The sequence below is a fragment of the Virgifigura deserti genome, from assembly GCA_003576685.1.
In the GTDB taxonomy this organism is placed as follows: domain Bacteria; phylum Pseudomonadota; class Alphaproteobacteria; order Dongiales; family Dongiaceae; genus Virgifigura; species Virgifigura deserti.
The window spans coordinates 149,868-163,364 of sequence record QOZR01000011.1; the positions used below are offsets into that span (position 1 = coordinate 149,868).

The following is a 13,497-nucleotide window of genomic DNA, read 5'->3' on the forward strand; positions in this document are numbered from 1 at the left end:
GAGGCCGAGATCCCGCGTTCGATAGCCGAGGAAATGGAGGCTTATGGAACTCCTTGCGCGCAACCTGCACCGTCTGGTGTCCGCCATGAACGTACTGGGCGCGATCGCCGCCATTCTCATGACGACACTCGTCTTCTCCGGCGCCGTAATGCGCTACATGTTTGGTGCGCCGCTCCGATTCTCCGATGAGCTGGTCGGTCTGCTCTTCGTCTCGATGGCCTTCCTCGCGCTTCCGCTTGGCCTGCTTCAACGGCAGCACATTACCATAAACATCGTCACTCGGACCCTGAGCGGCCCTTGGCGTCGGCTTGCCGATCTGGTGGCCGTCCTGATCCTGATAACCTTCTCCACGGCCTTCATCGTCGTATCCTACAAGTTCGCGTCCTTCTCCTTCCTCATTGATTCCCGCTCGGAGATCGGCGCGCTTCTGCTGTGGCCGTGGATGGCGGTCATGCCTCTCTGCATGACGATCGCCCTGCTCGTCGCCCTCGTTCAGCTCTATGACATCGTGCGTCAGATCCTGGGGAAACCACCCCTGCTCGAAACGCACGCGGCGGATCCCGTGCCATGACCTGGGGCATACTCGCGGCCAGTCTTCTGACGCTGCTTGCGACTGGTGCCGTGCTGGGAGCCGGCCTTGGTCTGACGGGCCTTATCCTGCTGCATTTCCAGGCGGGCGGAGCGACGGGGCTCGCCGTCATGTCGGTCTGGAACGTCTTTACCGATTTTACCCTGAGCGCGGTGCCGATCTTCATCTTCCTCGGCGACATCCTGCTCGCGAGCGGCATCAGCGACCGCATCTACAGCGGCCTAACGCCGCTCTTCCACCGGATTCCGGGAAAGCTCCTGCACACCAACATCGCTGTCTGTACGGTCTTCGGCGCGGTGAGCGGCTCGAGCAGTTCCACGGCCGCCGCGGTCGGATCCGTCGGCTATCCGGAGTTGGCCAAGCGCGGCTATCATGGGCCAACCATCGTCGGCAGCTTGGCGGCCGGCGGCACGCTGGGGCTTCTTGTGCCGCCCAGCTTGGCGCTGTTGATCTATGGCGCGACCCAGAACGTCTCCATCGGCAAGCTGTTTCTTGCCGGGATTCTGCCGGGCTTAATGCTCGCCTGCTTTTTCAGCCTCTTCATCGCCGCACTCTGCACGCTGCGCCCCGGCCTCGTGCCGGAGGAGACGACACGGCCGGGGCTCAGGCAAATTCTCCTCGGACTGCGCAGCATCTGGCCGCTGCCGATTCTGATCTTTTTCGTGCTAGGGACCATCTATCTCGGTTTCGCGACGGCGACCGAGGCCGCCGCCCTGGGTGTCGCGGCCGCCATCGTGCTGGGCTTCGTCTGGGGCAACCTGACGCTCGCCAAGCTCTGGCAGTCATTCCTCGGCTCGACCCTGGTCTTCGGCGCGATCGCGCTGATCATGGTGGGCACCCTTATCCTTGCTCAGGCGATCAGCATCCTCGGTCTGCCACAGGCCCTCGTCGACTGGGCCGCCGGTCTCGGGCTGTCGCCGCATGCCGTGTTGCTAGTGATCATCCTCGTCTATCTCGTTCTCGGCTGCTTCTTCGACGGCATCTCGCTCCTGCTGATGACGCTGCCGATCACGTTCCCGGTCGTTACCGCCGTCGGGTTCGACCCTGTCTGGTTCGGTGTGATCGTGACCATCCTGATGGAGGTCGGCATGATCACGCCGCCGGTCGGCCTCAATCTCTTCGTGCTCGTCACCATGACAGGCCAGAAGGTCAGCCTGATGGAGGCCGCCCTGGCGACCGTGCCCTACTGGTTCATCATGATGGGCGCGATCGGCCTCTTCACCGCCTGGCCCCAGATCGTCCTCTTTCTGCCGAGCTTCTACTGATTTCACCTTTCGCGGAGTGTGGCATGACTGCTGATTTGCATAGCAGGCTCACCGTTATCGACGGGCTTATCGTCTCCCATTGGGCCAGACCGGTCTTCGAAGCGATGCATCGCGGCGGCCTGGCGGCGGCCAACTGCACCTGCTCGGTCTGGGAAGACTTCCCGACGACGATGAAGGCAGTCGCCGACTGGAAGCGGTGGATCCGGGAGAACGACGACATCCTGACCCAGGTCTACAGCACGGCCGATATCCGCCGGGCCAAAGAGGAGGGAAGGGTCGGCATCATCCTGGGCTGGCAGAATTCGACCGGCTTCGGCGACTATCTCCCTCTGGTAGCCGTCTACAAGGAGCTGGGGCTTGGCATCGTGCAGCTCACCTACAACACCGCCAACACGGTGGGTTGCGGCTGTTATGAAGGCAAGGACGGCGGTCTGACGGATTTCGGGCGCGAGCTGGTGGAGGAACTCAACCGCGTCGGCATCCTCATCGATTTGAGCCATGTCGGTTCCAGTACCTCGCGCGACGCGATCGTCCATTCTCGCCAGCCTGTCGCCTATTCCCACTGTCTGCCGGCGGCCCTGAAAGCGCATCCCCGAAACAAGAGCGACGAGGATCTTCGCTTCATTGCCGAGCGTGGTGGCTTCGCCGGCATCACGATGTTCCCGCCCTTCCTGGCCCGGGGCGTGGATTCGACGGTGGACGACTACGTCGATGCGATCGCGCATGTTCTCAACATCGTCGGGGAGGATCAGGTCGGGATCGGCACCGACTTCACGCAGGATCACGGCGAGGATTTCTTCCGGTACATCACCGAAGACAAGGGCTATGCCCGCTCGCTGACCAAGTTCGGCGAGATCGTCATGCCCGAGGGCTTCCGCCGCATCGAGGACTTCCCGAATCTGACGCGCGCGATGGAGCGCCGCGGCTGGTCAGAGGGCCGGATCGCCAAGATCATGGGCGAGAACTGGATCGCGCTGCTCAAGTCGGTATGGGGCGCGTGAAGGCTCGGACGGCTCGGCCAATTTACCGTCGACCAGCAAGAGTATTGCCATGCCTGCTGCTGATGAACTCACACGATTGACGGCCACGGAGGCCGTGACGCTGCTCAAGAGGCGCGAGATTTCGCCGGTGGAGCTCGTCGATGCAGCCGCGGCGCGGATCGAAGCGGTTGATGGGCAGGTGAACGCCCTGCCGATCCGCTTTTTCGAGCAGGCGCGAACGGCGGCGAAGCGCTTGTCAGCAACAACAGCTAAGGACAGTGCGCGACCGGGCTGGCTGGCCGGTCTGCCGATCGCGGTCAAGGATTACAATGATGTTGCCGGCCAGATCACGACCTATGGGTCGCCGATCTTCGCGAACAGCGTTGCGGAGACATCAGATTTGACCGTGCAAACGCTTGTGGCCCATGGGGCGATCCCGATCGCGAAATCCAATGTGCCCGAGTTTGCAGGCTCCAACACCTTCAACAAGGTGTTCGGGGCGACCAGAACGCCTTGGGACACGCGACTGACATCCGGCGGCTCTTCAGGAGGATCCGCGGCGGCATTGGCGTCCGGGCAGGTTTGGCTGGCCACCGGGAATGATCTCGGCGGAAGCCTGAGAATACCCGCCAGCTATTGCGGGATTGTCGGAATGCGGCCGAGCGTCGGCAGGGTGCCCCGCCCGATATCGAGCCTGCCTTTCGATCCGCTGTGGGTCGAAGGCCCCATGGGCCGCACCGTCGCCGATGTGGCACTGATGCTCGATGCGCAGGCTTGGCCGAGCCGTCACGATCCACTATCCCTGCCAAGGCCGGAGACGCCTTTCGCGGCAGCCATAACAGAGCCGAAATTTCCACGACGGGTTGGCTTCACTCCGGATCTCGGGCTGTCGAGGGCTGTCGATCCCGAGGTGGTCGAGATCTGCCGGGCGGGAGCCCGCAAGCTCGAAGAGGTGGGTGTTCAGGTCGAGGAAGGCGGCCCCGATTTGTCTGGCGGGATCGAAACCTTCCAGACTCTCCGTGCCCTGCTTTTCTCCGCCCTCCGGGGCGACCTCCTGGAAACGCACCGCGATCAGATCGCTCCAGAAATCGTCTGGAATCTTGAGAAAGGCCTGGCCCTCGAAACCGACGAGATCCTGCGCGCAGAACGACAGCGAGCCATCCTGTGCCGCAAGGTCTCGGCGTACTTCGACGGTTTCGACATGTTGGCCTGCCCGACCGTTGCGCTGCCGCCTTTTCCGGTAGAGCAGCGTTATCCGACCGAGATCGACGGTGAAAAGCTCACGACCTACATCGACTGGATGTTTCTGACGTTCGTGATCACGCTCACCGGCTGCCCCGCCATATCGGTTCCGTGCGGAGTTACGCGGACTGGGCTTCCCGTCGGATTGCAGCTGATCGGTCGGCCGCGCGGTGATTTCGAACTGATTTCCGCCGCGCGGCTGCTGGAACAGGGTTGCGGGATCGCCCGGCAAGTCCCTTTGACTCCACGAGCGCCGTAGCGCGTGTTCCGGACAATCAGGCCATGATCGGCTCGGCCAGCGCGGGCTTGGCCCTCTGGCTGTCCCGCCAAGTCTCGGGCGTCATGCCTTCGCTGGCCTTGAAGAGCCGTACGAAGTGGGAGGCGTCGCAGAAACCCGCTTCGGCGGCCACCGTTGTCACCGTCTTTCCCGTCCGCAGCATCAGATGCTTGGCGTGGGACAGCCGGATATGCCGGAAGGCGCGCATCGGCGTCATGCCGAGGCTTGCGGTAAAGCGGCGCTCGATCCGGCGCGTGCTCGTTCCCAGGCGGCGCGCGAGATCAGCCGTGGTGAAAGGCACGTCGATATTCTGCAGCATGATATGCAGGCTCTGAAGCACCAGCGGGTCGTCGCACTCCAGGTCCAGTGAGGAGGCCGGCTGCGGTGCATCGGCGAACTGCGGCCGGTCGATGATCATGATGTGCAGGCTCTTCGTCGCCTCGGCGCGGCCGACATGGCGGTCGACGAGGAAGGCTGCGAGATGCGCGGCGCTCGCGCCGCCTGAACAGGTGAGGCGATCGCGATCGACCACGAAGATCTGGCCGGACACCGGGTGGAGCCCGTCGAACTGCTCAAGAAAATCGTTGTGGTGGAACCAGCTCACGCAACAGCGATAGCCCTGCATCAGGCCGGCCCGGTGAAGCAGGAAGGCGCCGGTGCACAGGCCGACGAGCGGCACCTTCTTGTCTGCGGCCTCCCTCAGATAGCCGAGATAGGCCGCATCCATATGCTCCAGCTCTTCCAGCAAGCCGCCGACCACGACGATGTAGTCGAAGGCCTCCGGGTTGATCAGCCGGGCCTGCGGCTGTACCGCAACGCCGCAACTCGACGTCACCGGTTTCATGGAGGTCGATAGCACCGTCCATTCGCAGAGGATTGGCCGGCTTCGGTCTCCTTCGTCGGCGGCCAGCCGCAGCACGTCGACGAAATTGGCGAAGGCCGACAAGGTGAAGCGCCGGGCGAGGATGAAACCGATCGACAGGCGCGGCGCCACGGCGCCGGCCGCCGCCTTCCGAAGATCGCCTTTAGCCATGATCGTCACCTTTCCGCTATCTGTTGCGGCCGTTCCATGCCGTCGGAATCCTACCATATGATTGCCGGTTTCATTCTATATGGATTATGGGAATTTCGGAAACATACAGGCTGGAAATTCTCATGGCGGCGAAATTGACGAAATTCTCCTTTGCGACGCTCGCAAGAAAGGCTCTCGAAGGCCATAAGTCATGGCCGCAGCAATGGCCGCAGGCTGAACCGAAGGCCCAGTACGACGTCGTCATCGTCGGGGCCGGCGGCCACGGTCTGGGTGCGGCTCATTATCTGGCGAAAGAGCATGGAATCACCAATGTCGCGGTGATCGAAAAGGGCTGGCTCGGCGGCGGCAACACCGGCCGTAACACCACGATCATCCGCTCGAATTATCTCTATGACGAGAGTGCCCGGCTCTATGACCACGCGCTCGATCTGTGGGAGGGGCTGAGTCAGGATCTCGACTACAACGTCATGTTCTCGCAGCGCGGCGTGATGATGCTGGCGCACAGTGTCCATGACGTGCAGAGCTTCAAGCGCCATATCCACGCCAACCGGCTGAACGGCGTGATGAACGAGTGGCTGACGCCGCAGGAGGCCAAGGCCTTCTGTCCGCCGCTCGACATTTCGTCGACCGCCCGCTACCCGGTGATGGGGGCGGCGCTGCAGCGGCGCGGGGGCGTGGCGCGGCACGACGCAGTCGCCTGGGGCTATGCCCGCTCGGCTGCGGCACGCGGCGTCGATATCATCCAGAACTGCCCGGTGCTCGCTATCCGTCGGGACACTGCCGGTGGGGTCACCGGCGTGGAAACCGCCAAGGGCTTCATCGCGGCCAAGAAGGTGGCGGTGTCAGCCGCCGGCTATACCTCGGTCGTGATGGATACCGCAGGCGTTCGTCTGCCGCTGGAAAGTTTCCCGCTGCAGGCGCTCGTCTCCGAGCCGGTCAAGCCGGTCTTTCCTTGCGTCGTCATGTCGAACACGGTGCACGCCTATATCAGCCAGTCCGACAAAGGCGAGCTGGTCATTGGCTCGGGCACCGACCAGTATGTGTCCTATAGCCAGCGCGGCGGGCTGCACCTGATCGAGCATACGCTGGCCGCGATCTGCGAAATCTTCCCGCTCTTCTCGCGCATGCGGATGCTGCGGAAATGGGGCGGCGTTGTTGATGTGACGCCGGATCGCTCGCCGATTCTCGGCAAGACGCCGGTTTCCGGTCTCTACGTCAATTGCGGCTGGGGTACCGGCGGCTTCAAGGCGACGCCGGGGGCTGCGCATGTCTTCGCGCACACTATCGCACGTGACGAGCCGCACCCGATCAACGCGCCCTATACCCTCGACCGTTTCCGCACCGGCCGGCTGATCGATGAAGCCGCCGCGGCTGCCGTTGCGCACTAAGGAAGACGTCATGCTCCTGATCCATTGCCCCTATTGCCGGGAAGCGCGGCCCGAGATCGAATTCAGCTATGCGGGCGAGGCACATATCGCGCGGCCGGCCGACCCGTCGGTGCTCAGCGACGAGGCGTGGCGGGATTTTCTCTTCATCCGCTCCAACCCGCGCGGCACCCACTACGAGCGCTGGCGCCACACTCATGGCTGCGCGCGCTTCTTCAACGCCGTCCGGGACACCGTATCCGACAAGTTCCTGATGACCTATGAGGCCGGTCGGCCCCGTCCGAGCGAGGCCGAAATCGAAGAGCACCGGTCATGACCGGCTATCGCGTTGCCGGGCGCGGCCGGGTCGATCCCGATGCGCGCCTCCGTTTCATCTTCGACGGACGGTCCTATGAGGGGCTGCATGGTGACACGCTCGCCTCCGCGCTGCTCGCCAACGGCGTCCATTTCGTCGGCCGCTCCTTCAAGTACCACCGGCCGCGCGGCATCATGTCGGCCGGTGTGGAAGAGGCGAACGCGCTGGTCGGCGTCGATCGGGGCAGGGGGCGCTACACCCCGAACACCCGCGCCACCGTTCTCGAACTCTATGACGGCCTCACGGCGGAAAGCCAGAATTACTGGCCCTCGCTGCGGTACGACATCGGTGCGGTCAACGACATCGCCGCGCCCCTGATTCCGGCTGGCTTCTACTACAAGACCTTCAAGTGGCCTGCCTCGTTCTGGAACAAGGTTTACGAGCCGGTCATCCGCCGCTCCGCGGGCCTTGGCCGCGCGCCGACGGCACCGGATGCGGACCGCTATGCCAGCCGCTTCGCACATTGCGACGTGCTGATCGTCGGTGCCGGGCCCGCCGGCCTTGCCGCGGCGCTCACCGCCTCGGAAAGCGGGGCGCGGGTGATCCTGGCCGATGAGAACCCGGAAATCGGCGGTTCGCTGCTGTCCGACCCGGCGGTGCAGATCGACGGGAAGGACGCGTGGAACTGGCTGGAGGAGGCGCGGGCCACGCTGGCGGGGCGCGCCAATGTCACCCTGCTGACCCGGACGACGGCGATCGGCTATTATCACCAGAATTTCCTCGGCCTCGTGCAGCGGCTGACCGATCACCTGCCGGCCGCCGCATCATCGTTGCCGCGCGAGCGGATGTGGAAGGTGCGCGCGGCGCAGGTCGTCCTGGCGCAGGGGGCGATCGAGCGGCCGCTGGTCTTCGACGGCAATGATCGGCCGGGCGTCATGCTGGCGGGGGCGGGACGGAGCTTTCTCAACCGTTACGGTGTCAAGGTCGGCAACCGCGTGGCCGTCGTGACGGTCCATGATTCGGCCTATCTCGCCGCCTTCGATCTGGCGCGCGCCGGTGCCGGTGTCGCGACGATCGTCGATCTGCGGCGCAACCCGCGGGCGGCGCTGCTGGCGGAGGCTCGGTCGCTGGGCATCGAGGTGCTGAGCGGCTGGACGGTGACCGCGACCAAGGGTCGGGCACGGATTGCGGAGATCCGCGTCAACCCGGTCGACCAGAACGGGAAGGTCGGGGCCGCGCGGATGATCGGCTGCGATGCCCTGCTGATGAGCGGCGGGTGGACACCGAGCGTCCATCTCTTCTCGCATAGCAAGGGCGCGCTGGACTGGCGCGAGGATCTACAGGCTTTCGTGCCGGGAGCACCGAATGAAGCCGTCCGCTGCGCTGGCGCCGGCAACGGGACCTTCGGCCTTGCCGCGGCGCTCGCCGAAGGCGCTGCGGCCGGTGCGGCGACTGCGGGCAGCGCCGGCACCCCGACCGTCTTCAGCGTGGACGGCGAAGCGCCGTTCAGCGGCGTCTATTTCCGCGAACTGCCGACGGATCGCGACCCGACACGCGCCAAGGCCTTCATCGATTTCCAGAACGATGTGACCGCCAAGGACATCCGGCTTGCCGTGCGCGAGGGGTTCCGCTCCATCGAGCATGTGAAGCGCTATACGACGAACGGCATGGCGACCGACCAGGGCAAGACCTCGAACATCAACGGCCTGATGATCGCTGCCGATGCGGTCGGCAAGCCGGCGCCGGAAGTCGGCCTGACGACGTTCCGGCCGCCCTATACGCCGACGACCTTCGGGGCGTTCGTCGGCTACAGCCGCGATGCCCATTTCGAGGTGGAGCGCAAGACGTCGATCGATTCTTGGGCCGAAGCCAATGGCGCGGTCTTCGAGCCGGTCAGCCTGTGGCGGCGCGCTTGGTATTTCCCGCGGTCGGGCGAATCCATGCACGAGGCGGTGGCGCGGGAATGCCGCGCGACGCGCCGGTCGCTCGGCATCTTCGATGCCTCCACCCTTGGCAAGATCGAGGTGGTTGGGCCGGATGCCGCGGAGTTCATGAACCGCATGTACACCAATGCCTGGACGAAGCTCGCGCCGGGGCGCTGCCGCTATGGCCTGCTGCTGGGCGAGGACGGCTTCATCCGCGACGACGGCGTGATCGGCCGGCTGTCGGATGAGCGCTTCCATGTCACGACGACGACCGGCGGCGCCGCGCGTGTGCTCGCGACGATGGAGGACTATCTCCAGACCGAGTGGCCGGACCTCAAGGTTTGGCTGACCTCGACGAGCGAGCAGTGGGCCGTCATCGCCCTCAACGGTCCCAATGCGCGCAAGGTCCTAGAGCCGCTCGTGCAGGGCATCGATCTCAATGGCGAGGCCTTTCCGCACATGGCGGTGCGCGAGGGCAAGATCTGTGGCGTTCCCACCCGCCTTTTCCGGGTGAGTTTCACTGGCGAGCTCGGCTTCGAGGTCAATGTCCCTGCGCGCTTTGGCCTGTCGGTTTGGAAGGCGCTGATCGAGCAGGGACGACCATACGATATCACGCCCTATGGCACGGAAACCATGCATGCGCTGCGCGCCGAGAAGGGTTTCATCATCGTCGGCCAGGATACCGACGGCACCGTGACGCCGCATGACGCCGGGATGAGCTGGGCGATCGGCAAGACGAAGCCGGATTTCGTCGGCAAGCGCTCGCTGGCGCGGCCGGACATGCAGGATCCGAAGCGTAAGCAGCTGGTCGGCCTCCTGACGGAAAAGCCGGAAACGGTGCTGGAGGAGGGGGCGCAGATCGTCGACGGCCCGTACGCAGCCGTGCCGATGCCGATGATCGGCCACGTCACCTCCAGCTACCACAGTGAAACGCTCGGCCGCTCGATCGCCTTGGCCCTGATTCAGGGCGGGCATGGCCGGAAGGGCGAGACCGTCTACGTGCCGATGCCGGGTGCCATGCATAAGGCGACGATCACCGACACCGTCTTCGTCGATAAGGAGGGAGCGAAGCTCAATGTCTGATCCTGGACTGATGGTAGCGAGCCAATACCGCCCGCTACCTGAGCGACCTTCTGAGATCGACGGAGGAGGGGTGCTGCGGCTCGCGATGCTTCCCGACTGCGCCCGTTTCGTCCTGCGGATCGCACCGGCCGATATGGCGGCGGCCGGCCAGGTCTTCGGCCTCGCGTTGCCGGAAGCAATCGGTGCGGTGGCTGAGGCCGATGGCCGGCTGGCCTTGAAGCTCGGCCCCGATGAATGGCGGCTCCATGCCGCCGAGAGCGACGGCGCGGAAATCGCCGCCCGGTTCGCGGCAGAGCTCGGCACCACGCCGCATAGCCTCGTCGATATCAGTCACCGCGAGATCGGCATCGAGGTGAGCGGGACGGCGGCGCTCGACGTGCTTACGGCGCTCTGTCCGCTCGATCTCGCCGCGCGGCCCGTCGGTTCGGGGACACGCACCGTCTTTGATCGCGTGGAAGCCGTGGTCCTGCGGCAGGCCGAGAACCAGTTCCGGCTGGAGGTCTGGCAGTCCTTCGCACCATTCCTATACTCGCTTCTCGAGATCGTCGGGCAGGAGGTCGAGGCCGGTCTCTGAGTGCCGCAAGGGCGCTCACGGCTTTGCCGCTTGCATCCGATCGACGCCGACCGTTCCATAGCAGGCGGCGCAGCTTGATAGGGCCAACCCATGTTCCTGAGCGTTCTCGACATCTTCAAGATCGGCATCGGGCCGTCCAGTTCCCATACGATGGGGCCGATGGTCGCCGCGGAGCGCTTCCTGACCGATCTGGCCACGCTTGACGGGCCGCCGGCGCGTATCCGCGTCAGTCTGCACGGCTCATTGGCATTCACCGGCAAGGGGCATGCCTCCGACCAAGCCGTGATGCTCGGGCTCTGCGGCGAGACGCCGGACCGGATCGACCCCGATGCCGCGCCGGCGATCTTGGCCGAACTGGCAGAGAAGAAGCGGCTTCTCGCGCCCGGGCACGAGGAGGTTGCCTTCGACCCGGAAGCCGACCTGGTCTTCGACTACGGCCCGCCCTTGCCGGGGCACGCCAACGGCATGATCTTCCAGGCGCTTGACGAGAACGGAGCCTGCCTGCTGCGGCGCGTCTACTATTCCATCGGCGGCGGTTTCGTGGCGGACGAGGGGGAGCTTTCAAACCTGACTGCTGGGCCGGCGCGCAGCGATCCGGTTCCCTATCCCTTCGCCAGCGCACGGGAAATGCTCGAGATGGGCCGGCAGTCCGGCCTTTCGATCGCCGAGATGAAGCGGGCGAACGAGCAGGCGCGCCATCCCGGCCTCGATCTGGATGCTGCGCTCGATCACATCTGGGATGCGATGAGTCGCTGCATGGAACGGGGCCTCGGCCAAGCCGGGACCCTGCCGGGCGGGCTATCTGTCAAGCGGCGGGCCAGCAGCATCTATGAAAAGCTGCGGTCCGAGCAGGGGCAGAATGCGCTGCAACCGCATCGCCTGATGGACTGGCTCAGCGTCTATGCCATGGCGGTTAATGAGGAGAATGCCGCCGGCGGGCGAATCGTTACGGCCCCGACCAATGGTGCGGCCGGTGTGGTGCCGGCGGTGATCCGCTACTATCTCGATCACTGCATCGGCGCGGGTCCGGCGGGTCTCCGGACCTTCCTGCTGGTCGCGGCGGCGATCGGTGGAATCATCAAGTGCAACGCCTCCATCTCCGGCGCCGAAGTCGGCTGTCAGGGCGAGGTGGGCTCGGCCTCCGCGATGGCGGCGGCCGGCCTCGCGGCAGCGCTTGGCGCCACGAACGAGCAGGTGGAGAATGCGGCCGAAATTGCCCTGGAGCACCATCTCGGCATGACCTGCGACCCGATCGGCGGGCTGGTTCAGGTCCCCTGCATCGAGCGCAACGCCCTCGGCGCGATCAAGGCGGTGACGGCCTCATCCCTGGCGCTGCGCGGTGACGGCAAGCACTTCGTTGCGCTCGACCACTGCATCGAAACGATGCGTCAGACCGGCCTCGACATGAACGAGAAATACAAGGAAACCTCGACCGGCGGTCTGGCCGTCAACGCCCCTGCCTGCTGAGCAGCCGGGTGCTGCCTGTATTCTCCCTCGACGAGGGCGGCTGATTCGCCTCAAGCCGCCTCCGAGACGAGGAGCCGCACCCGGCCGGGCGACGGGCGGCGATCGTCGTTTCGGATCATATTACTGTCGAAAGCCGTCATGCGCGTCAGTCGGGCGCGGTCGAGACTTCCGGATAGATCCGCCGGGACACTCGCCATGTAGGAGGAATCATGCAGCTTGGCCTGACAACGGAACAGCAAATGCTCGTCGACAGCGTCCGCCGCTTCGTCGAAGCCGAGCTCGTTCCCTATGAGGAGGAGGTCGAGCGGACGGATCACGTGCGGCCGGAATTGATCCGGCAGATCCGGGAGCGGGCGCTCGCCAGCGGCTTCTACGCGGCGAATATGCCGGAGGAACTGGGCGGCGGCGGGCTCGATCACGTCAGCCTCGCACTCGTGGAACGGGAACTCGGCCGCACCGCCTTTGCGCTCCAGTACGCCGTCGCGCGGCCGAGTAACATCCTGCGTGCCTGCAAGGGCGATCAGGTGGAGCGCTATTTGCTGCCGACGATCCGTGGCGAGCGGGTCGAATGCCTGGCGATGACCGAGCCGAACGCCGGCTCTGACCTCCGGTCCATGCAGACCCGGGCCGTCCGCGAGGGCGAGGACTATGTCATCAACGGGACGAAGCATTTCATCAGCTATGCCGACGTTGCGGATTACATCATTCTGTTCGCGGCCAGCGGCGTCGAGGACACGCCGAAAGGCCAGAGGAAGCTGATCACCTCGTTCCTGGTGGATAAGGATACGCCCGGCCTCGAAGTGCGGATGGGCTCGCGATCCGTATCGCATCGCGGTTTCCATCATTGCGAGCTCGTCTTCAGCAATTGTCGCGTGGGCGTCGGCCAGATTCTGGGCGAGGAACATCGCGGCTTCGACGTCGCCAACGAATGGCTCGGCGGCACGCGCCTGACGGTCGCGGCGCAGTGCATCGGCCGCGCCCGGCGGGCGCTCGAGATGGCAACCGAATGGTCAGCCACGCGGCGGCAGTTCGGCCAGCCGATCGGCAAATTTCAGGGCACGAGCTTCAAGCTTGCAGACATGTTGACCGAAGTGACGGCGGCCGAGCTTCTGGTCCTGCGGGCCGCGTGGAAGGCCGACCAGGGCACCGCCGCCGACGAGGACTTCGCCATGGCGAAGCTCTATGCCACCGAGATGCTTGCCCGCGTCACGGACCATGCCGTGCAGATCTTCGGCGGGATGGGTCTGATGGAGGAGCTGCCGATCGAGCGCTTCTGGCGCGACGCACGGGTCGAGCGGATCTGGGACGGCACCTCGGAGATCCAGCGCCACATCATCTCGCGGGCGCTGCTGCGGCCGCACGGCGCCTAGAGCCTTGTCGGT

11 protein-coding genes are annotated in these 13,497 nt (G+C 65.0%); 10 read left to right on the forward strand and 1 reads right to left on the reverse strand.

The features are described from left to right. Window positions 1–43 precede the first annotated feature (43 nt). The 4 genes from DT069_RS18905 to DT069_RS18920 are packed head-to-tail and all read left to right on the forward strand — an operon-like array spanning window position 44 to window position 4,335. Window positions 44–571: a TRAP transporter small permease gene (locus DT069_RS18905; protein WP_119461890.1), complete on the forward strand. Its 528-nt coding sequence runs from the start codon at window positions 44–46 to the stop codon at window positions 569–571. Next, entirely contained in the window at window positions 568–1,854 is a 1,287-nt protein-coding gene (locus tag DT069_RS18910) for a TRAP transporter large permease (RefSeq protein ID WP_119461891.1), read from the forward strand. Before DT069_RS18905 ends, DT069_RS18910 begins: the two co-directional genes overlap by 4 nt. Before the next feature lie 23 nt (window positions 1,855–1,877). After that, entirely contained in the window at window positions 1,878–2,855 is a 978-nt protein-coding gene (locus tag DT069_RS18915) for a dipeptidase (RefSeq protein WP_119461892.1), read from the forward strand. 49 nt (window positions 2,856–2,904) lie between these two features. Beyond that, window positions 2,905–4,335: an amidase gene (locus DT069_RS18920; protein ID WP_119461893.1), complete on the forward strand. Its 1,431-nt coding sequence runs from the start codon at window positions 2,905–2,907 to the stop codon at window positions 4,333–4,335. A 16-nt stretch (window positions 4,336–4,351) separates the two neighbouring features. Here DT069_RS18920 and DT069_RS18925 read toward each other — a convergent pair whose 3' ends face one another. Next, on the reverse strand, window positions 4,352–5,386 hold the full coding sequence (locus DT069_RS18925; RefSeq protein WP_119461894.1) for a GlxA family transcriptional regulator: 1,035 nt from the start codon (window positions 5,384–5,386) through the stop codon (window positions 4,352–4,354). Between the two features lie 122 nt (window positions 5,387–5,508). Between DT069_RS18925 and DT069_RS18930 the strand changes: the two genes are divergently transcribed. The 6 genes from DT069_RS18930 to DT069_RS18955 all read left to right on the forward strand — a co-directional run bounded on the left by DT069_RS18930 (window position 5,509) and on the right by DT069_RS18955 (window position 13,485). Continuing rightward, on the forward strand, window positions 5,509–6,774 hold the full coding sequence (locus DT069_RS18930; RefSeq protein WP_425450369.1) for a sarcosine oxidase subunit beta family protein: 1,266 nt from the start codon (window positions 5,509–5,511) through the stop codon (window positions 6,772–6,774). Window positions 6,775–6,784: 10 nt separating this feature from the next. Next, on the forward strand, window positions 6,785–7,087 hold the full coding sequence (locus tag DT069_RS18935) for a sarcosine oxidase subunit delta (protein WP_119461895.1): 303 nt from the start codon (window positions 6,785–6,787) through the stop codon (window positions 7,085–7,087). After that, window positions 7,084–10,074 carry a sarcosine oxidase subunit alpha gene (locus DT069_RS18940; RefSeq protein WP_119461896.1) on the forward strand — a complete coding sequence of 997 codons (2,991 nt, stop codon included), beginning with the start codon at window positions 7,084–7,086 and terminating at the stop codon, window positions 10,072–10,074. The genes DT069_RS18935 and DT069_RS18940 overlap by 4 nt, the downstream gene beginning before the upstream one ends. Continuing rightward, window positions 10,067–10,648 carry a sarcosine oxidase subunit gamma gene (locus tag DT069_RS18945; protein ID WP_425450370.1) on the forward strand — a complete coding sequence of 194 codons (582 nt, stop codon included), beginning with the start codon at window positions 10,067–10,069 and terminating at the stop codon, window positions 10,646–10,648. Before DT069_RS18940 ends, DT069_RS18945 begins: the two co-directional genes overlap by 8 nt. Window positions 10,649–10,738: 90 nt before the next feature. Then, window positions 10,739–12,115, forward strand: a complete 1,377-nt coding sequence (locus tag DT069_RS18950) for an L-serine ammonia-lyase (protein WP_119461898.1) — start codon at window positions 10,739–10,741, stop codon at window positions 12,113–12,115. A gap of 209 nt (window positions 12,116–12,324) precedes the next feature. Then, window positions 12,325–13,485 carry an acyl-CoA dehydrogenase family protein gene (locus DT069_RS18955; RefSeq protein WP_119461899.1) on the forward strand — a complete coding sequence of 387 codons (1,161 nt, stop codon included), beginning with the start codon at window positions 12,325–12,327 and terminating at the stop codon, window positions 13,483–13,485. The last annotated feature ends 12 nt before the right edge of the window (window positions 13,486–13,497 follow it).

Excerpts from the sequence above, each read along its gene's own strand:
- DT069_RS18905 (WP_119461890.1), top strand. The coding sequence starts at position 44 with ATGGAACTCCTTGCGCGCAACCTGCACCGTCTGGTGTCCGCCATGAAC.
- DT069_RS18910 (WP_119461891.1), top strand. The coding sequence starts at position 568 with ATGACCTGGGGCATACTCGCGGCCAGTCTTCTGACGCTGCTTGCGACT.
- DT069_RS18915 (WP_119461892.1), top strand. The coding sequence starts at position 1,878 with ATGACTGCTGATTTGCATAGCAGGCTCACCGTTATCGACGGGCTTATC.
- DT069_RS18920 (WP_119461893.1), top strand. The coding sequence starts at position 2,905 with ATGCCTGCTGCTGATGAACTCACACGATTGACGGCCACGGAGGCCGTG.
- DT069_RS18925 (WP_119461894.1), bottom strand. The coding sequence starts at position 5,386 with ATGGCTAAAGGCGATCTTCGGAAGGCGGCGGCCGGCGCCGTGGCGCCG.
- DT069_RS18930 (WP_425450369.1), top strand. The coding sequence starts at position 5,509 with ATGGCGGCGAAATTGACGAAATTCTCCTTTGCGACGCTCGCAAGAAAG.
- DT069_RS18935 (WP_119461895.1), top strand. The coding sequence starts at position 6,785 with ATGCTCCTGATCCATTGCCCCTATTGCCGGGAAGCGCGGCCCGAGATC.
- DT069_RS18940 (WP_119461896.1), top strand. The coding sequence starts at position 7,084 with ATGACCGGCTATCGCGTTGCCGGGCGCGGCCGGGTCGATCCCGATGCG.
- DT069_RS18945 (WP_425450370.1), top strand. The coding sequence starts at position 10,067 with ATGTCTGATCCTGGACTGATGGTAGCGAGCCAATACCGCCCGCTACCT.
- DT069_RS18950 (WP_119461898.1), top strand. The coding sequence starts at position 10,739 with ATGTTCCTGAGCGTTCTCGACATCTTCAAGATCGGCATCGGGCCGTCC.
- DT069_RS18955 (WP_119461899.1), top strand. The coding sequence starts at position 12,325 with ATGCAGCTTGGCCTGACAACGGAACAGCAAATGCTCGTCGACAGCGTC.